Annotated in this window: 17 protein-coding genes; 7 read left to right on the forward strand and 10 right to left on the reverse strand. The window is 66.2% G+C overall.

Going from position 1 to position 17257, the window contains the following annotated elements; all coding sequences use genetic code 11:
* On the forward strand, nucleotides 1-677 hold a 677-nt coding region (locus AC16JP_RS03830; RefSeq protein WP_484339276.1), incomplete at its 5' end, for an AI-2E family transporter.
* Here AC16JP_RS03830 and AC16JP_RS03835 read toward each other — a convergent pair.
* Nucleotides 674-1252 (reverse strand): HdeD family acid-resistance protein, encoded by a 579-nt coding sequence (locus AC16JP_RS03835; RefSeq protein ID WP_484339277.1) that lies wholly within the window; start codon nucleotides 1250-1252, stop codon nucleotides 674-676. The two genes, AC16JP_RS03830 and AC16JP_RS03835, sit on opposite strands and share 4 nt — an antisense overlap.
* A gap of 134 nt (nucleotides 1253-1386) precedes the next feature.
* On the opposite strand from AC16JP_RS03835, the gene AC16JP_RS03840 reads away from it, so the two are divergent.
* Nucleotides 1387-2427, forward strand: coding sequence for an aspartate-semialdehyde dehydrogenase (locus AC16JP_RS03840; RefSeq protein WP_484339278.1), 1041 nt, complete (start codon nucleotides 1387-1389; stop codon nucleotides 2425-2427).
* A gap of 79 nt (nucleotides 2428-2506) precedes the next feature.
* Here the strand turns inward: AC16JP_RS03840 and infC are convergent, their stop codons facing one another.
* Together infC and scpA are read right to left on the reverse strand one after the other, a co-directional pair.
* Nucleotides 2507-3052 carry a translation initiation factor IF-3 gene (gene infC, locus AC16JP_RS03845; protein ID WP_484339279.1) on the reverse strand — a complete coding sequence of 182 codons (546 nt, stop codon included), beginning with the start codon at nucleotides 3050-3052 and terminating at the stop codon, nucleotides 2507-2509.
* Nucleotides 3053-3209: 157 nt separating this feature from the next.
* Entirely contained in the window at nucleotides 3210-5369 is a 2160-nt protein-coding gene (scpA, locus tag AC16JP_RS03850; RefSeq protein WP_484339280.1) for a methylmalonyl-CoA mutase, read from the reverse strand.
* 136 nt (nucleotides 5370-5505) lie between these two features.
* Between scpA and AC16JP_RS03855 the strand changes: the two genes are divergently transcribed.
* The gene (locus AC16JP_RS03855) at nucleotides 5506-6906 is read left to right on the forward strand and encodes a serine hydrolase domain-containing protein (RefSeq protein ID WP_484339281.1); all 1401 of its coding nucleotides are present in this window, start codon (nucleotides 5506-5508) and stop codon (nucleotides 6904-6906) included.
* Between the two features lie 3 nt (nucleotides 6907-6909).
* Here AC16JP_RS03855 and AC16JP_RS03860 read toward each other — a convergent pair whose 3' ends face one another.
* From AC16JP_RS03860 to AC16JP_RS03880, 5 genes are read right to left on the reverse strand one after another with little or no spacing between them, the layout of a single operon-like run.
* Nucleotides 6910-7950 carry an enoyl-CoA hydratase/isomerase family protein gene (locus tag AC16JP_RS03860; RefSeq protein ID WP_484339282.1) on the reverse strand — a complete coding sequence of 347 codons (1041 nt, stop codon included), beginning with the start codon at nucleotides 7948-7950 and terminating at the stop codon, nucleotides 6910-6912.
* Entirely contained in the window at nucleotides 7947-8417 is a 471-nt protein-coding gene (locus AC16JP_RS03865) for a PaaI family thioesterase (RefSeq protein WP_484339283.1), read from the reverse strand. Before AC16JP_RS03865 ends, AC16JP_RS03860 begins: the two co-directional genes overlap by 4 nt.
* On the reverse strand, nucleotides 8417-9208 hold the full coding sequence (gene murI, locus AC16JP_RS03870; protein ID WP_484339284.1) for a glutamate racemase: 792 nt from the start codon (nucleotides 9206-9208) through the stop codon (nucleotides 8417-8419). Before murI ends, AC16JP_RS03865 begins: the two co-directional genes overlap by 1 nt.
* Nucleotides 9205-9543 (reverse strand): MmcQ/YjbR family DNA-binding protein, encoded by a 339-nt coding sequence (locus AC16JP_RS03875; RefSeq protein WP_484339285.1) that lies wholly within the window; start codon nucleotides 9541-9543, stop codon nucleotides 9205-9207. Before AC16JP_RS03875 ends, murI begins: the two co-directional genes overlap by 4 nt.
* Nucleotide 9544: 1 nt before the next feature.
* Nucleotides 9545-11350 carry a PHA/PHB synthase family protein gene (locus AC16JP_RS03880; RefSeq protein WP_484339286.1) on the reverse strand — a complete coding sequence of 602 codons (1806 nt, stop codon included), beginning with the start codon at nucleotides 11348-11350 and terminating at the stop codon, nucleotides 9545-9547.
* A gap of 160 nt (nucleotides 11351-11510) precedes the next feature.
* On the opposite strand from AC16JP_RS03880, the gene AC16JP_RS03885 reads away from it, so the two are divergent.
* Together AC16JP_RS03885 and AC16JP_RS03890 are read left to right on the forward strand one after the other, a co-directional pair.
* Nucleotides 11511-11705: a hypothetical protein gene (locus AC16JP_RS03885; protein ID WP_484339287.1), complete on the forward strand. Its 195-nt coding sequence runs from the start codon at nucleotides 11511-11513 to the stop codon at nucleotides 11703-11705.
* Between the two features lie 157 nt (nucleotides 11706-11862).
* Nucleotides 11863-13071, forward strand: a complete 1209-nt coding sequence (locus tag AC16JP_RS03890) for an LL-diaminopimelate aminotransferase (RefSeq protein ID WP_484339288.1) — start codon at nucleotides 11863-11865, stop codon at nucleotides 13069-13071.
* Between the two features lie 21 nt (nucleotides 13072-13092).
* Here the strand turns inward: AC16JP_RS03890 and tldD are convergent, their stop codons facing one another.
* Nucleotides 13093-14499: a metalloprotease TldD gene (gene tldD / locus AC16JP_RS03895; protein ID WP_484339289.1), complete on the reverse strand. Its 1407-nt coding sequence runs from the start codon at nucleotides 14497-14499 to the stop codon at nucleotides 13093-13095.
* Between the two features lie 49 nt (nucleotides 14500-14548).
* Nucleotides 14549-15148, reverse strand: coding sequence for a TetR/AcrR family transcriptional regulator (locus AC16JP_RS03900; protein ID WP_484339290.1), 600 nt, complete (start codon nucleotides 15146-15148; stop codon nucleotides 14549-14551).
* A 108-nt stretch (nucleotides 15149-15256) separates the two neighbouring features.
* Between AC16JP_RS03900 and AC16JP_RS03905 the strand changes: the two genes are divergently transcribed.
* On the forward strand, nucleotides 15257-16513 hold the full coding sequence (locus AC16JP_RS03905) for a DsbA family protein (RefSeq protein ID WP_484339291.1): 1257 nt from the start codon (nucleotides 15257-15259) through the stop codon (nucleotides 16511-16513).
* Nucleotides 16510-17257 (forward strand): MBL fold metallo-hydrolase (locus tag AC16JP_RS03910; RefSeq protein ID WP_484339292.1); only part of this gene is annotated, 748 nt, incomplete at its 3' end. The genes AC16JP_RS03905 and AC16JP_RS03910, both read left to right, overlap by 4 nt.

Raw genomic sequence — 17257 nt, forward strand, 5'->3', positions numbered from 1 at the left:
ACATGCCCGAAGGCGGCCGCGTCGTCGCGATGCTGCAAAGCGTGTTCAGCAGCCTCGGCACCGTCGCCACCAGTCTCGTCGTCGTGGTGGTGGGCGGCATCTATCTGGCGGCGCAACCGCGCCTTTACGGCGAAGGCATCCTGAACCTCATCCCGCCGCGCGGCCGCCGCAAGACCGTCGAAGCGGTCGGCGCAATCGCCGATGCGCTGTCGGCCTGGCTGAAGGCGCAGGCGCTGTCGATGCTGTTCGTCGGCATCTTCACCGGCGTCGCGCTGTCGCTGGTGGGCATTCCGGCGGCGCCCGCGATCGGCCTTGTCGCCGCGCTTTGCGAATTCGTGCCGTATCTTGGCGCGATCGTGGTCGCGCTACCGGCCATCCTGATCGGCTTCTCGATGGGCACCGAAACCGGCGTCTGGACAATCATCGCCATCGTCGCCGTGCAGCAGATTCAGGGCAACATCGTCACGCCGCTGATCCAGTCGAGCATGGCCGAACTGCCGCCGGTGCTGACGATCTTTTCGTTGATCGCCGCCGGGATCCTGCTGGGGCCGATGGGGGTGATTCTGGCGGTGCCGCTGACCGTCGTCGCGCAGACGCTGGTGAAGCAACTGGTGCATTATTCCCCCGGCCTTGGTGGTGCGGGCGCCGACGGGCCGGGTAACGCGCCCCCGGCCTAACGGTTGCGGGTGCGCGCCGCCCGCAGTTTCAGCGCCAGCGCCAGCAGCGCCACCCCGAACAGCATCGACCAGAGGCCGATCCACCAGACGATCACCTTGACGCCCAGAACCGGCGCCAGAAACACCAGCGCGGCAAAACCCAGGTTCACCAGCCCGGCCAGCACCAGCAGGCCCTGGCCATGTTCTCCGTCGAGGCGGATGGACGCCATCAGCAGCAGCAGGCCCGAAAGCGCCGCCTTGATTCCGATCACCAGCAGCAACACCACGAAGCTGACCGTCGGCCACACCAGCACCAGCACGCCGATCACCACCGAGGCAATGGCCTCGACCGCCAGCCACCCCCAGCGTTCGCCGCGCCGCGCCTTGCCGACGCTGGCGCCAAGCGCGATCGCGCCATCCACCAGCGACCAGATACCGAACAGCAACAGCAGCGAAAACGCCGCAACTGCGGGGCTTGCAAGGCAGATGATCCCGAAGATCAGCCCGCATATTCCGCGCAGGGCGATCAGCCACCAGCGCCCCTCCAGCAATTCGTTCAAGGCGGCATTCGAATCATGCAGCGCAGGGTCAGGCATGGGTCTTCACTCCCCCCGGTTCGGGCGGCCTCCAACGCCGCACGTTTCGCCCGCCACATTGACGGATGCGCGCGACTGCGCCAATCCCCCTGCGCCGCCGCCATGAAGCAGGCGGCCCAACCGGAGTCTGGAACGTGGGTTATCGGGTAGTCGTCGTCGGCGCCACCGGCAATGTCGGGCGCGAAATGCTGAACATCCTCGCCGAGCGGGAATTCCCGCTGGCAGACATCGCCGCCGTCGCGAGCCCGCGCTCGCAGGGCGACATCATCGATTTCGGCGAAAACGGCAAGACCCTGAAAGTCCAGTCGATCGAGCATTTCGATTTTGCCGGCTGGGATATTGCGCTGTTCGCCGCCGGTTCCGGCCCGACGAAGATCCACGCCCCGCGCGCAGCCGAAGCAGGCTGCGTCGTCATCGACAACAGCTCGCTCTATCGGATGGACGCCGATGTGCCGCTGATCGTGCCGGAAGTGAACCCCGACGCCATCGACGGCTACAGGAAGCGCAACATCATCGCCAACCCCAATTGCTCTACCGCGCAACTGGTGGTGGCGCTGAAGCCGCTGCACGACGAAGCCGGCATCCGCCGCGTCGTGGTTTCGACCTATCAGTCGGTTTCGGGCGCCGGCAAGGCAGGCATGGACGAGCTGTTCAACCAGACCCGCGCCATCTTCGTCGGCGACGAAAAGCAGCAGGCCAAATTCACCAAGCAGATCGCCTTCAACGTGATCCCGCACATCGACGTCTTCCTCGGGCCGGACAGCGGCTATGACGGCTACACCAAGGAAGAATGGAAAATGGCCGCCGAAACCAACAAGATCCTGTCTCCCGACATCAAGGTGACTGCGACCTGCGTTCGCGTGCCGGTGTTCGTAGGCCATTCCGAAGCCGTCTCGATCGAGTGCGAGCGCCCGATCAGCGTGGCGCGGGCGCAAAGTCTGCTGCGCGAAGCGCCCGGCGTGATGCTGGTCGACAAGCGCGAGGACGGCGGTTACGTCACCCCGGTCGAATGCGTGGGCGATTTCGCCACCTTCGTCAGCCGCGTACGCCGCGACCCGACGGTCGAGAACGGCCTGAACCTGTGGTGCGTTTCAGATAATCTGCGCAAGGGCGCGGCGCTGAACGCAGTGCAGATCGCCGAGCTTCTGGGCCGCAGGCACCTGAAAAAGGCCTGAGCCGGAAACGATTCAGGCGCCCTGCCCCGGCTTTCGGCTGGGGCAGGGCGCCTGAATATCCGTGAAACCTGGGCGCCGGTCAGACCGGCTTGGGCGCCATGATCATCAGCATCTGCCGACCTTCCATGCGCGGCAGTTGCTCGACCTTGGCGTAGTCGATGCTGTCGTCGCGCACGCGCTCCAGCAGCTTCAGGCCAAGCTGGCCGTGCGCCAGTTCGCGGCCACGGAAGCGCAGCGTCAGCTTTACCTTGTCGCCTTCCTCGATGAACTTCTTCACCGCCTTCATCTTGACCTCGTAATCATGGTCATCGATGTTCGGGCGCATCTTGATCTCCTTGATCTCCTGCACCTTTTGCGTCTTGCGGGCGGCGGCGGCCTTCTTCTGGGTCTCGTATTTGAAGCGGCCGACATCAAGGATCTTGCACACCGGCGGATCGGCGTTCGGGCTGACTTCCACCAGATCGAGGCCGACTTCCTGCGCCATGGCGCGCGCTTCGCGGGTGAACATCACCCCGAGGTTTTCGCCATTCTCGTCGATCACGCGCACCTTCGGCACGGTGATCCATTCATTGTAACGCGGGCCGTTCAGTGGTTGCGGGGCCGGCCCGATCGGGCGCCTCATCATCGGCGGTCTTATGGTCGTCTCTCCTCGACAGTTCAGTCAGTCAGCCAACAGAATAGGCAATAGCGGCGCCGAATCCTAGGGCAGAGGGCAGCGCGCCGCATTTTTGCCGCTCGGCGCGTCCTTCGTGCAACGGCCCCGCCGCCCGTGCCGGAAGCAATCACCCGCCGGCTTCGCTTTCGGCACCTGCCGGCGGCATGTTATGGCCCAACAGGCGCAACACGTCGGCGGCGCATTCCACCACGTTGGTGCCGGGGCCATAGATGCCCTGCACGCCTGCTTCACGCAAGAAGTCATAGTCCTGCGGCGGGATCACCCCGCCCGCCACCACCTTCACGTCCTGCCGGCCGGCGGCCTTCAACCCGCGGATCAGTTCGGGAATCAGCGTCTTGTGGCCTGCCGCAAGCGACGATGCGCCCACCATGTCGACGCCCGATTGCAGAGCCAGCACCACGGTTTCCTCGGGCGTCTGAAACAACGGCCCGGAAATCACGTCGAAGCCCATGTCTCCGAAGGCCGAAGCCACCACATTGGCGCCACGGTCGTGGCCATCCTGCCCCATCTTGGCAATCAAGAGCTTAGGCTTGCGCCCCAGCCGCCGCTCGACGGCGGCGACCCCGGCCAGCACCTGCTGCCAGCGGCTGTCCTTTTCGTAGGGCGCGGCATAGACGCCCTTCACCGGCGTCGGCACGGTGCCGTAGCGATCGAAGCTTTCCTCCATCGCCGACGAGATTTCGCCAAGCGTCGCCCGTGCGCGCGCGGCTTCCACCGCCAGCGCCAGCAGGTTGTTTTCGATGCTGGCCGGTGCGCCCGCCCCCCGGCGCAGCGCATCGAGCGCCGCCCGGCAGCGGGCTTCGTCGCGGCCGGCCTTCACCTTGTTGATGCGCGCGATCTGCGCGTCGCGGACCTTGCTGTTATCGACTTCCAGCGTTTCCAGCAGATCTTCGCTGGCAAGGCGATATTTATTGACGCCGACGATCACATCGTCGCCCCGGTCGACACGCGCCTGCCGCGCAGCCGCCGCTTCCTCGATCATCGCCTTGGGCCAGCCGGCGGCAACCGCCTTTGCCATCCCGCCTTCGGATTCCACCCGCTCGATGATTTCCCAGGCGCGGTCCACCAGTTCGGCGGTCAGCGCCTCGACATAATAGCTTCCGCCCAGCGGATCGACGACTTTCGTCATGCCGGTTTCTTCCTGCAACACGATCTGGGTGTTGCGGGCGATGCGGGCGGAAAAGTCGGTCGGCAGCGCGATCGCTTCATCCAGCGCATTGGTATGCAGGCTCTGGGTGCCGCCCAGCATCGCCGCCATCGCCTCGACCGTGGTGCGGATGACGTTGTTATAAGGGTCCTGCTCGGTCAGCGACACGCCGGATGTCTGGCAGTGGGTGCGCAGCATCTTCGAGCGTTCGTCCTTTGCACCCAGCCGCGTCATCACCCGGTGCCACAGCACGCGCGCGGCGCGCAGCTTCGCCACTTCCATGAAAAAATTCATGCCGATCGCAAAGAAGAACGACAGCCGCCCGGCGAACATGTCGATATCCAGGCCCGACGCCACGCCATAGCGCACATATTCGGCGCCGTCGGCAATGGTGAAGGCCAGTTCCTGCACCTGCGTCGCGCCGGCTTCCTGCATGTGATAGCCGGAAATCGAAATGGAATTGAACTTCGGCATCTCGCGGCTGGTGTAGCCGAAGATGTCGGAAATGATCCGCATCGACGGTTCGGGCGGGTAGATATAGGTGTTGCGGACCATGAACTCCTTCAGGATATCGTTCTGGATGGTCCCGTCCAGCAGCTTCCGGTCGACGCCCTGCTCCTCTCCGGCGACGATGAAGAACGCAAGGATCGGGATCACCGCACCGTTCATCGTCATGGAAACCGACATCTGATCGAGCGGGATGCCGTCGAACAGGATTTTCATATCCTCGACCGAATCGATCGCAACGCCCGCCTTGCCCACATCGCCGACGACGCGCGGATGGTCGCTGTCGTAGCCGCGATGGGTTGCCAGATCGAAGGCGACCGACAGCCCCTTCTGCCCGGCCGCCAGATTGCGCCGGTAAAAGGCGTTGGATTCCTCGGCGGTGGAAAACCCGGCATATTGGCGGATGGTCCACGGGCGGCCGGCATACATGCTGGCGCGCACGCCGCGCGTGAACGGGGCAAAACCCGGCAGATCGGGATCCGCCTTCACATCCTCGGCGGTATAGAGCGGCTTCACCGCGATGCCTTCGGGCGTATGCCAGGTCAGATCCCTGCCCTTGACCTCTTTTGCCGCCAGCTTTTCCCAGTCGCCGATCATTGGCCTGTCCGCCATGGTCATCCACCTTTCGTTTGCCAAAGCGCATGGCCGCCCCCGGCGGCCTGTGTCAATCGGATCGCCGCCCCCGGCGGCCTGTGTCACTCGGATCGGCACTGGCGCCGTCGGCCGCCAGCAGCTAGCTTCGCCAACGATGCGCTGGAACATTGCACTTGCCCCGATCGCTCTGCTGTTGCTCGCCCCGCTGGTCAGCGGCTGCGAGCCGGCGGTCAAAACCGTCAAGTCAGCACCGGTCGCAGCCGGGCTGGTGGCCCGCACGCTTTGTACCGCGATCTTCCTGCAGGGCCGCACCGAGGAAGACGTCCGCGCCTTCGAACTCGGCCCGTCCCTCGACAAGAGCCTGTCGCTGTTCGGCGCCGACATCGACCGCCGCGCCGGCGAAGTATCGGCGGGGCTTGGCGGCATCCCCTTCATGAGTGCCGGCCACACACCGGGGCTTGGCTGCGCGATCGAACGGCCGGGCGAAGGCGCCGGAAAGCCGGTGCGCCTGACACGCGACCCGCGCCCGTGGCCGCAGGGCGACGTGCAGGCCGCCAGCCTGCCTGCGGGCGTCGACGGGCAAGCACTCGACAGCGCCATCAGGGATGCCTTCCGCGCCGGCAGCTATGGCGATCCGGCGGTCGATCCGGTCACGCGGTCGGTCGTGATCGTGCATCAGGGCCGGTTGCTGCGCGCATTCAACGCGCATGGTTTCACCAGCCTGATGCCGCAATATTCGGCGTCGATGTCGAAAACCGTGTCGGGCGCGCTGGTCGGCATTCTGGCCGGGGCGGGCAAACTTTCTCCGTCCGACACCGACCTGCTGCCGCAATGGCGCCAATTGCCCGACGACCAGCGCCGCCGGATCAGCATCGACAATCTGCTGAACATGGAATCCGGACTGGGCTTCACCGAGGACTACGGCCCGGACGGAGACCCGGCGCGCATGCTCTATGCGGAAAACTCGGCTGCGCTGTTCGCCGCCGCCAAACCGCTGCGCGATGCGCCCGGCACGCAATGGTATTATTCCAGCGGCGAGACCAACATTCTGATGCGCGTTGCGCGGTTGAAATCCGGCCTCGACCAGCAGCAATGGAACCAGTTTCCGCAGAACGCCCTGTTCGGCCCGATGGGGCTGCGCTCGGCCCGCTTCGAGCAGGACGCCGAGGGTGATTTCGTCGGCTCGACCTTCCTGTTCATGAGCGCGCTCGACTGGGCGCGGTTCGGGCTGATGCTGGCGGATGGCGGCAACTATCTGGGGCAGCAGGTGGTGCCCGCGGAATGGGTGCAGCGCATGTCGACTCCGACCGCCCTGTCAGCCGGGCGCTACAGCACCCAGACATGGTTTCGCGGCGGCCACCCCGGCGAAAAGGCGCAGACGATCGAACTGGCGGGCTTTGCCGGCCAATATGTGACGATCGTCCCCGCGACACGCACCGTCATCGTCCGGCTTGGCTTCCAGCCCGACCGCACGGCCTGGGACCAGGAACGGTTCCTGAAGCGCGTCTTCAAGGCGCTCGGTGTGGCGGCGCCTGCGGAAAACCGGCCGGAATAGGGGTCAACTGAAGGTCAGGTCGCCGGTTTCCGGCCGCAGCAGATAGGGCGTGATGTCCACGTCTTCCAGCCGCGCCGGACTCCAGATCGGCGCCCGGTCCTTGTCGATCAGTTGCGCGCGCACCCCTTCATAGAAATCATGGCCATCGCGAATCGCCATCACCATGCGGTATTCCAGCCCCAGCGCCTGCTCGATGGTGGCGCGGGCGCCGGCGCGCAGGCCGTGCAGCGTCAGCTTCAGCGAAGTCGGGCTCATGGTGCGGATGATGCGCGCCTGTTCGCGCGCCCAGTCGTCGCCGTCGTCCAGCAGTGACAGGATGTCCTCCACCTCGTCCTGCCCGAACAGATAGTCGATGCCGTCGCGCAGGGCGGGCAGCGAAAGCGCACCCGGATCGGTATCGAAGGTCGCCAGCACTTCCTCGATGCTCTCGTGGCTGTGCGCCAGCCGCTCCTTCAGCATCGGCAGTTCGGCCGACGGGGTATAGTGGGTGCAATAGCCGATCGCCACGCAGTCGCCGCCCTTCACCCGTGCGCCGGTCAGGCCCGCCCATGTGCCGAATTCGCCGGGAAAGCGCGGCAGGGCATGGGTGCCGCCAACATCGGGGATCAGGCCGATCGCGGTTTCCGGCATGGCGAACAGGGTTTTTTCCGTCGCCACCCGATAGGGCGCATGCACCGAAATGCCGACGCCGCCCCCCATGCTGATGCCATCGACCAGCGCCACATAGGGTTTGGGGAAATGGGCGATCGCCTGATTCATGCGATATTCGTCGTGGAAGAAGGTGCGCCAGCCGTCGCCGCCCGCGCGCCCGGCAGCGTGCATCCCCACCACGTCGCCACCGGCGCAGAAGGCGCGGCCACCGGCCCCTTCGATCGCCACCGCCTGCACATCGTCGTCGATCGCCCAGTCCATCAGTTTGCGGTGCAGCGCAACGCACATGCCATGGTCGAGCGCGTTCAGCGCCTGCGGGCGATTGAGCGTGACGAGGCCGAGGCGGCCATGCCTTGCGAACAGGATGTCGTCGGTCCTGATGTCGTCGGTCATTGTGCTTTCACCTCTCCGCTCTGGCCGGCGAACATCCCCGGCCCCGTCTGGTCGACCACCATGCAACTGGTCGTCAGCCGCGCCAACAGCTTGCCATCGCCATCCAGCATGTCGGCCTCGGCAAAGCTGACGGTGCGGCCAAGCTTCAGCACCCGGCCTTCGAAGAAAAAGGTGCCGCCCACCAGCGCCGGGCCGAAGAAGCTTACCTTGAACTCGATCGTCGGCACGCCGACACGCCTGCCCGATCGAACGATGATGGCGGTTGCCGCTGCATCGTCCAGTGCGGTGGTGATGATGCCGCCCTGCAGGTTTCCCATCGGATTGCAGAATTCCGGCTTCGCCAGCATTTTCAGCCGCGTCGTCCCGTGCTGCTGGTTCACCGCCTCAAGCTCCAGGCCCAGAAGCGCGGTCGTCGGTGCGCGTTTGGCGCGCATCCGTTGCAGCAGTTCCTCGTCGTCGACAGCCATCACAACCCCCCGATGTCGGCAAGGCCGAAGCTGTGCAGCGCCGGCACCAGCGATGCAACAGCTTCGGCGCCGCCGGTGAAAATCGCGCGGCCGGACGGGCGCGGCGCTTCCCACTGCACGTCGCGCAGCAGATGGGCGCAGCGCCGCGCAATACCTTCGGCGCCGTGCACGAACCGCAGCGCGCGCGGCGCAACGGCTGCCAGCTCCTGTTCGACCAGAGGGAAATGGGTGCAGGCCAACACCACGCTATCCATTTCGTCGCCGCCGGGCTGCGTCAGCAAGCCATCGAGAGCGGCGCGGATCGTCGCCGGATCGACCGGCTCGCCGCGCAGCTTGGCTTCGGCCGCCCGCACCAGCGCCGCCGACCCATGCGTCAACACCCGGCAGTCGGCGGCAAAGCGCGCGGAAAGATCCGCCACATAGGGCTGACGCACCGTCGCCTCGGTGCCCAGCACGCCGATCACCCGCGTCCGGCTTTGTTCGGCAGCGGGCTTGATCGCCGGCACCGTGCCAACCACCGGCACATCCAGCACCGGCCGCACATGCCCCAGCGCAATGGTCGAGGCGGTGTTGCAGGCAATGACGACGAGCGACGGACGAAGGCGCTCGGTCAGCCGGCCCAGCAGGCCCGCCACCCGCGCCGTCACTTCCGCCTCGGTTTTGGTGCCATAGGGAAATCCCGCCGAATCGGCGCAGTAAACCAGCGGCGCCAGCGGCACCCGCGCGGCCACTTCGCGCAGCACCGACAACCCGCCGACGCCGGAATCGAGAAACAGGATCGGTCCGCTCATGCGCGCAGACGCGACGGTGCGATTTGAAGCCAGCTTTCGTGCACCAGCTCGCGAAGCCACCCGGCGTCGATGCTGTCAAGCGCGACGAACAGGCTTACGCTTCTGCCCCAGACGCAGGGGCTGAAAATCGCCGGTTCGGCTTCGCACAGCAGCATCCGCCGGTCTTCGCCCGGCTTCAGGATGGCGCGAAACGGGCCGCCCGCCTGCCAGTCCCTCACTGCGATCTGTGCAAAGATGCGCCCGCCGACGCGGAACGCCGGGGCGCCGAAATGCGGTTGCTCCACCGCCCCGACACAGACGAGCGCCGCCGCACGCAGATCGTCGGGCGACGCCATGTCACGCGATCCGGGCTTTCACATACCGGCCCGGCGCGTCCTCGATCGCGGCAAAGCCCTTGGCCTTGCCGGGCACGCGCGCCTTCACCTTCTTGCCGGAACGCGGCGCGATCCATTCGATCCAGTCGGGCCACCAGCTCCCCTTGGTTTCAATGGCGTGCTTTTCGAATTCGGGCAGCGTTGCCGGCAGCGCCACCCCTTCGGGCAGCGTCCAATACTGGTATTTGTGCATGGACGGCGGATTGACGACGCCCGCAATGTGCCCCGAACCCGCCAGCATGAAGCGCATTTCGCCGCTGAAGGCATGGGTCAGCTTGAAGCAGCTCTGGCGCGGCGCGATATGGTCGTCACGGCCGGCCTGGATATAGGTTGGCGTCTTCACCAGCTTCAGGTCGACGGGAACGCCCTTCACGCTGATGCCGCCGGGCGTCGCCAGCAGGTTGTCGCGATAAAGCCAGGGCAGATATTCCCGCATGAAGCGGCCCGGCACATTGGTCGGGTCGGAATTCCAGTAGAGCAGGTCGAAAGGGGTATATTCCTTTCCCTTCAGATAGTTGTTCACCACGTAATTCCACAGCAGGTCGGTCGGGCGCAGGAAATTGAATCCGCTCGCCAGATAGCGGCCATCCAGATAGCCCTGTTCCTCGGTCGCCTTGGCGACTGCGTCCAGCGTCTGTTCGTTGATGAAGTTCAGCAGATCGCCCGCTTCGGTGAAGTCCACCTGTGCAGTGAAAAAGGTAGCGCTGCGCACCTTTTCGGCCTGTTCCGTCGTGTGCATGTAGGCAAGCGTTGCCGCCAGCACGGTTCCCGCCACGCAATAGCCGATCACATGGGTGGCTGGCGCACCCGTTGCTTCCAGCACCAGATCGATCGCCTTCAGTTCGCCGTCGATCGCGTAATTTTCGATTCCGGTATCGGCAAGTTCCGCCGACCCTTGCGCCCAGGAAACCACGAACACCGAGAGGCCCTGCTCCACCGCCCAGCGTATGAAGCTTTTTTCGGCAGTAAGATCAAGAATATAGAATTTGTTGATCCACGGCGGAAAGATCAGCAGCGGCACATCGAACACCTGTTCCGTCGTCGGCGCATAGTGGATCAACTGGAACAGCGGCCCTTCGAAAATCACCTTGCCCGGTGTCGCGGCAACGTTCACGCCCACTTCGAAGGCGTCCTCGTCGGTCATGGTCAGTTGGCCGCGCTTCAGATCGTCGAGCATGTTCGACAGGCCGTTCAGCAGGCTTTCGCCGTTCGTTGCCTTTGCTTCCGCCAGCACTTCGGGGTTCAGGGCGGCGAAATTGGCCGGGCTCATGGCATCGACGAACTGCTTCGCCTGAAACGCCAGCTTGCGGCGCTCCTCGTCGGAAATGCCCTGAAACGCGCCGACGCCACGGCCGATATAGTGGCTGGCCAGCAGATAGCTCCGCCGCACCAGATCATAGACCGGCGAAGCATCCCAGGCCTCGCCCTGAAACCGCTTGTCGCGCCCCGAGGCCGAGGCCGGAATGTCTTCCTTGCGCCCCGACAGCAGGCCCGCCCACAGCTTCATGGCGTCGGTCCAGTAATCCTGGGTCAGTTGCGCCATCTTGCCGCTGTCGACCGAGGCAAAGGCCCGCGTCCACTCGGCCCACATGTCGGTCCATTGCTGCACCGCGCCCGCTGTCTCTTCCGGGCCCTGGGGCTGCTTCATCCCCTCGGTGGTCCAGAATTCCATCATCATCTGCTGGGCGCGGCCCGTCACCTCGGTCAGGCGCTCGAACGCCTCGACTGCATCCCTGCCCGCTGCGCCTTCGTCCGCCTGTGTGCTCATGGCTCTTGCCTCCCACGGCAGATTGGCCCCGGATGGCGTTCTTCGCAAGCGGTTTGGCGGCTCTTTCGCCTGTATTCATGGCATCTTGGCGAAGGCCACCGGGTTGCGCTATCGTCGGGCGCCGGCGCTGCCCGTGTCAGCGCCGCAAGGGGAGAGCATCATGATGAGCAAGTTCACCACCGGCATCATCGCAGCAGCGGGCCTTGCATTCGCAGTTTCCGCCAGTGCCCAGGCACCCGCCGCACCTGCGCCCGCCGACGCCCAGCTTCCGTTCTGCTCGGCCAAGGTGAAGGACCGCTGCATCCAGAAATCCGACGTGAAGCGCGAACGCGCAGCGGCCGCCAAGAAGGGCTGACCCGGTTCCCCGGGGCCAGCACCCCGGGCGATCGTGCAGAACGGTTGAATGGGGAGGCGGGCACCGGTGGAACTCCGGCCCGCCTTTTCTGTGCCCGCATTGCAATTTCCCTCCCCATACGACATTCCGCCCACCTCTAGCCTTCATGGATGAACCGATGACCGAGGAATTCTACCGCATCCGCCGCCTGCCCCCCTATGTCATCGCCGAGGTGAACGACATGCGTGCACAGGCCCGCGCCCGCGGCGAAGACATCATCGACCTCGGCATGGGCAACCCCGATCTGCCGCCGCCGCCGCACGTCATCCAGAAGCTGTGCGAAGTGGCCGCCAAGCCCGACGCGCACGGCTATTCCGCCTCGAAGGGCATCCCCGGCCTTCGCCGCGCGCAGGCCAACTATTACCAGCGCCGGTTCGGCGTAGAGCTCGATCCCGACTCGGAAGTCGTCGTCACCATGGGTTCGAAGGAAGGGCTGGCAAGCCTCGCAACCGCGATCACCGCACCCGGAGACGTGGTGCTGGCCCCGAACCCCAGCTATCCCATCCACACCTTCGGTTTCATCATCGCCGGTGCGACGATCCGCGCCGTGCCGACGACGCCCGACGACGAATATTTCGAAAGCCTCGACCGGGCGATGAAGTTCACCGTGCCGCGCCCTTCGGTGCTGGTGGTGAACTACCCCTCGAACCCGACGGCGGAAACCGTCGAGCTGCCCTTCTACGAACGGCTGGTCGCGTGGGCCAGGGAAAATCAGGTGTGGATCCTCTCGGACCTCGCCTATTCCGAGCTCTATTTCGACGGCATGCCGACGCCTTCGATCCTGCAGGTAAAGGGCGCGAAAGACGTCGCGATCGAGTTCACGTCGCTGTCCAAAACCTATTCGATGGCCGGGTGGCGCGTCGGCTTTGCCGTCGGCAACCGCAAGCTGATCGCCGCCATGACGCGGGTGAAAAGCTATCTGGATTATGGCGCCTTCACCCCGATTCAGGCCGCCGCCTGTGCCGCGCTGAATGGCCCGCAGGACATCGTCGAACAGAACCGCCAGCTTTATCACAAGCGCCGCGACGTGCTGGTGGAAAGCTTCGGCCGCGCCGGCTGGACGATCCCCAGCCCGCGCGCGTCGATGTTCGCATGGGCGCCGCTGCCGCCTGCGCTGCAACATCTCGGGTCGCTCGAATTCTCGAAGCAGTTGCTCACGCAGGCCGGTGTCGCAGTCGCGCCGGGCGTCGGCTATGGCGAGGAAGGCGAGGGGTTCGTCCGCATCGCGATGGTGGAAAACGAACAGCGCCTGCGGCAGGCAGCGCGCAACATCCGCCGCTACCTGCAATCGATGGGCGTCAACACCCCGTCGCAGGCAAGCATCTGATCGGCGACCGGCGCTGAACGGTCAGGCGGCGGTGCCGCCGACCGTCAGCCCCTCGACCAGCAGCGTCGGCTGCCCGACGCCTGCGGGCACCGACTGCCCTGCCTTGCCGCAGGTGCCGACACCCTCGTCCAGCGCCAGATCGTTGCCGATGGCGGCGATCCTGCGCATCACTTCGGGTCCGTTGCCGATCAGCGTCGCCCCGCGCACCGGTGCGCCAAGCCTGCCGTTCTCGATCAGATAGGCCTCGGTGCAGGAAAACACGAACTTGCCGGACACGATATCCACCTGCCCGCCGCCGAAGCTTTTGGCGTATATGCCCTTTTTCACGCCGCGCAGGATTTCCTCCGGGTCTTCGCTGCCGGCCGCCATGAAGGTGTTGGTCATGCGCGGCATCGGCGGGTGGCGGAAGCTTTCGCGGCGGCCATTGCCGGTCGGCGCCACGCCCATCAGCCGCGCGTTCATCCGGTCCTGCATATAGCCCTTCAGGATGCCGTCCTCGATCAGCACAGTGCGTGCGGTCGGCGTTCCCTCGTCGTCGATGCTGAGCGAACCGCGCCGGCTGTTCAGCGAGCCGTCGTCGATCACAGTCACCCCTGGCGAGGCGACCTTCTGCCCTACCTTGCCGGAAAAGGCCGAACTGCCCTTGCGATTGAAATCGCCTTCAAGGCCATGGCCGACTGCTTCGTGCAGCAATATCCCCGGCCAGCCCGGCCCCAGCACCACCGGCATTTCGCCGGCGGGCGCGGCGATGCTGGTCAGGTTCACCAGCGCCTGTTCAAGCGCCAGATCGATCGCCCGCTCCCAGCCCTCGGGGTCGAACAGGCGGTCATAAAGTTCGCGGCCGCCAAAGCCCCAGCTTCCGGATTCGCGCCGCCCGCCCTGTTCGGCAACGATGCCGACGTTCAGCCGCACCAGCGGGCGAACATCGGTCAGCCGCTGGCCGTCGGCGCGCAGGATCTCGACATGGCTCCAGCTTGCCGAAAGGCTGGCGCTCACCTGCGCCACGCGCGGATCACGCGCCCGCGCGGCGGCGTCGATCCTGGCCAGCAGCTCCACCTTGGCGGCGAACGGCACGGCGGAAAGCGGGTCGGCGTCGGTATAGAGCCGCCGGTTGGTGCCGATCGGCGAAGGTGCGGGCGTGGTGCCGCCTGTGCGCACCACTTCCAGCGTCTGCGCCGCACGGCGGATCGCTTCGGCCGATATTTCGTTCGCATGGGCATAGGCGCTTACTTCGCCCACCACCCCGCGCAGACCAAAGCCACGGCTCTGGTCGAAGGTCGCGCTTTTCAGGCGGCCGTCATCGAAGGCGAAACTTTCCGACGACGCCAGTTGCAGGAACAGTTCGCCATCCTCCATCCCCGCAAGTGCTTCGCGCGTCAGGCGCTCGGCGTCGGACGGGTCGAGTTGGCTGTAGATCAGGCTTTGCATGAAGCGGACATAGGCCCGCCAGCGCAAACCGCAAAGAGAAGCCTGCGAATCAGGCGCGCAGCAGGCCCGCCGCCATACGGTGCAGCAACGCGGTCGCGGCGTCGGCGCCCAGCTTCTGCTCGATCCGCAGCCGCTTCCACATGTCGATGCTCAGCACTGCGTCCAGCGCCTCGACCAGCGCGGAATCGGCCCGCTGCCCGTCTGACAGCAGCGCCACCATCACGTTGCGCAATTCGGATTGCAGCATCGCATGCTGGGCCTGCAACAAGGCCGAGGAATGGCGGTGCAGCGCCGCCCCGGCGGAAATCCACACCACTTCCTCGAAGAACTTCGTCCGCCGGTCGATCAGCGAATGCACAAGTTCGGCGGGCGTGTTTCCGGCAAGCGGGATGCTGCGCACTGGCTCGATGTGGGCGGCCATGATCTGGTGGATGCCGCGATAGATGCCGTCCATGTCGGAAAACAGCCGGAAAACGGTGCGCCGCCCGACACCGGCGCGTTCGGCAACCGCCTCGGCCGCCGGGGCAAGATTACCGTCCTGCAACAGCGCAATCATCGCCTCCAGGATGCGGCGGCGGCTGTCCTGCGCGCGCCGCCGGCGGCCGTCCGGCTCGGGCCGCAAATCTGCTACTGGCGTGGACTCGGACATAAGCGCATCTTGACGCAATCCGGCGTGGATGCCACTATTGACCCTTAAAGTGCCAATAGTGGCATCCAGAGGGAGCGATGTTCCAGCCTTTGGCGACAAAAACCCGCGATGGCCGCCGCTGAGCCGTTAGCCACGCGCCTCCTCACCAGCCGGGGGCTGCGCGATCTGCGGCGCGCGATCAACGCGCTGCCGCGAAAACTGCGGGGCAAAGCGCCAGTCCTCCACTATTTCCACAGCGCCGCAGACCCTTATTCCCACTTGTGCGTGCAGTTGCTTCCGGCCCTTGGGCAGCATCTGGCCGTCGGGATCGTGCCGCATCTGGTGCCGCCGCCACCACCTGAACTGGCGCCCGACGCCGAACGACTGACGGCATGGGCGCTCCGCGATGCCCGGCGCCTTGCTGCAACCCATGGCCTTGCCTTCCCGGCAAATGCGTCGCCACCCGCCGCCAGCGCAATCGCCGCCGCCGAGCGCGCGCTTGCGGCAGCGCTTTCGCCACCGACAACGGCGGGCTTTGCCACCGCCGCTGCCGAGATCGGCCAGACGCTCTGGTCGGGCGGCACGCCCGGCGGCCCCGGCATCGATCCTACGGCCGCACTTGCAGCGGGCGCCTCGGCACTTCTGCGCGCGGGCCATTATCTGCCGGCAAGCTTCGCCTTCGAAGGCGAATGCTATTGGGGCCTCGACCGCCTGCCGCACCTCGAAGCGCGGCTCGGCGCGCCTGAGGCCGTCGTCCGCCAGCAAGAGGCAGGGGCGCTTTCGGGCGATGCGCAGGGCGCCGAACTGCATTTCTTCCTCAGCCTGCGCTCTCCCTATACCTGGCTTGCCGCCTCCCGTGTGCGCCGCCTTGCCGAACGCTGGAACGCGCGCCTGGTGCTGCGGCCGGTTCTGCCGATGGTGATGCGCGGGCTGCCGGTGCCGCGCGTGAAGCGCATCGCCATCGTGCTGGATGCACGCCGCGAAGCCGACCGGCTGGGGCTTCCCTTCGGGCGCATCCGCGATCCTGTCGGCCCGGGAGTCGAGCGCGGCATGGCCGTCCTTCATCATGCGATCCGGCAGGGCCGTGGCCCGGCCTTCGCCGAGAGCTTTCTGCAAGGCGTGTTTGCCGAAGGCATCGACGCAGCCGCAGCGCGCGGACTGGCCATGCTGGCGGCGCGGGCCGGCATCACCTCGGCCGACATCGCCGCCGCCCTCGCCGACGACGGCTGGCGCGCCATGGCCGAAGCCAACCGGCAGGAACTGCTGGCGCTTGGCATGTGGGGGGTGCCGGCGTTCCGTGTCGGCGACCTGCCGGCCCATTGGGGGCAGGACCGGCTCTGGGCAGTCGAGCAGGATCTGGCGGCCATTGCAGGGGGCGGCGCATGAACCGGCGGCGGTGGCTGTTGCTGGCGGCAATCCTCGTTGCAATGGCGGGCGGGCTGCTGCTGTTTCGCGGGCCGATCGCGCTGATGCTCTATCGGCAGGCGGCCACCCGCGCGATGGCAGCCGACCGGCTTTCCACGCTTCCGGCCGGGCTGCACGTCGGCTTCTGCGGCACCGGCAGCCCGCTCCCCGACCCGGAACGCGCCGGGCCTTGCACCCTGATCATTGCCGGGCGGCGGATGATCCTGATCGATGCCGGTGAAGGCGCTGCCCGCAACCTGCAACAGATGGGCTTTCCAGCCGGCCGCATCGAACGCGTCCTCCTCACGCATTTCCATTCAGATCATATCGACGGGCTGGGCGCGCTGGCGCTGCAGCGCTGGGTGCAGGAAGGCGCGCGAACGCCGCTGCCGCTGCACGGGCCGACCGGCGTCGCCGAAGTCGCCGTCGGGTTCAACAGTGCCTATGCAGCAGACGCCGGCTATCGAACCGCCCACCACGGCGCCGGAATAGCCCCGCCCGGCGGCTTCGGCCTTGCCGCCCGGCCCTTTGTCGCAGGCGCGGGCCGCACCGTTCTGCTGGACGACGGCGACGTGCGCATCACCGCATTCCGCGTGAACCACGGCCCCGTCGAACCGGCCGTCGGCTATCGCATCGATCATGCGGGGGCCTGCGTCACCGTTTCCGGCGACACCGCCCCCGATCCGCTGCTGGTCGAGGTGGCGCGCGGCTGCGACCTCCTCGTCC

Source organism: Sandaracinobacteroides sp. (genome assembly GCF_057137845.1).

Bases quoted from the DNA above. Each gene is read 5' to 3' on its own strand.
- AC16JP_RS03855 (WP_484339281.1), top strand. From the start codon at position 5,506: ATGCGCTGGAACATTGCACTTGCCCCGATCGCTCTGCTGTTGCTCGCC.
- AC16JP_RS03860 (WP_484339282.1), bottom strand. From the start codon at position 7,950: ATGACCGACGACATCAGGACCGACGACATCCTGTTCGCAAGGCATGGC.
- infC (WP_484339279.1), bottom strand. From the start codon at position 3,052: ATGATGAGGCGCCCGATCGGGCCGGCCCCGCAACCACTGAACGGCCCG.
- AC16JP_RS03905 (WP_484339291.1), top strand. From the start codon at position 15,257: ATGGCCGCCGCTGAGCCGTTAGCCACGCGCCTCCTCACCAGCCGGGGG.
- AC16JP_RS03880 (WP_484339286.1), bottom strand. From the start codon at position 11,350: ATGAGCACACAGGCGGACGAAGGCGCAGCGGGCAGGGATGCAGTCGAG.
- murI (WP_484339284.1), bottom strand. From the start codon at position 9,208: ATGAGCGGACCGATCCTGTTTCTCGATTCCGGCGTCGGCGGGTTGTCG.
- scpA (WP_484339280.1), bottom strand. From the start codon at position 5,369: ATGGCGGACAGGCCAATGATCGGCGACTGGGAAAAGCTGGCGGCAAAA.
- AC16JP_RS03835 (WP_484339277.1), bottom strand. From the start codon at position 1,252: ATGCCTGACCCTGCGCTGCATGATTCGAATGCCGCCTTGAACGAATTG.
- AC16JP_RS03885 (WP_484339287.1), top strand. From the start codon at position 11,511: ATGATGAGCAAGTTCACCACCGGCATCATCGCAGCAGCGGGCCTTGCA.
- AC16JP_RS03865 (WP_484339283.1), bottom strand. From the start codon at position 8,417: ATGGCTGTCGACGACGAGGAACTGCTGCAACGGATGCGCGCCAAACGC.
- AC16JP_RS03890 (WP_484339288.1), top strand. From the start codon at position 11,863: ATGACCGAGGAATTCTACCGCATCCGCCGCCTGCCCCCCTATGTCATC.
- tldD (WP_484339289.1), bottom strand. From the start codon at position 14,499: ATGCAAAGCCTGATCTACAGCCAACTCGACCCGTCCGACGCCGAGCGC.
- AC16JP_RS03900 (WP_484339290.1), bottom strand. From the start codon at position 15,148: ATGTCCGAGTCCACGCCAGTAGCAGATTTGCGGCCCGAGCCGGACGGC.
- AC16JP_RS03875 (WP_484339285.1), bottom strand. From the start codon at position 9,543: ATGGCGTCGCCCGACGATCTGCGTGCGGCGGCGCTCGTCTGTGTCGGG.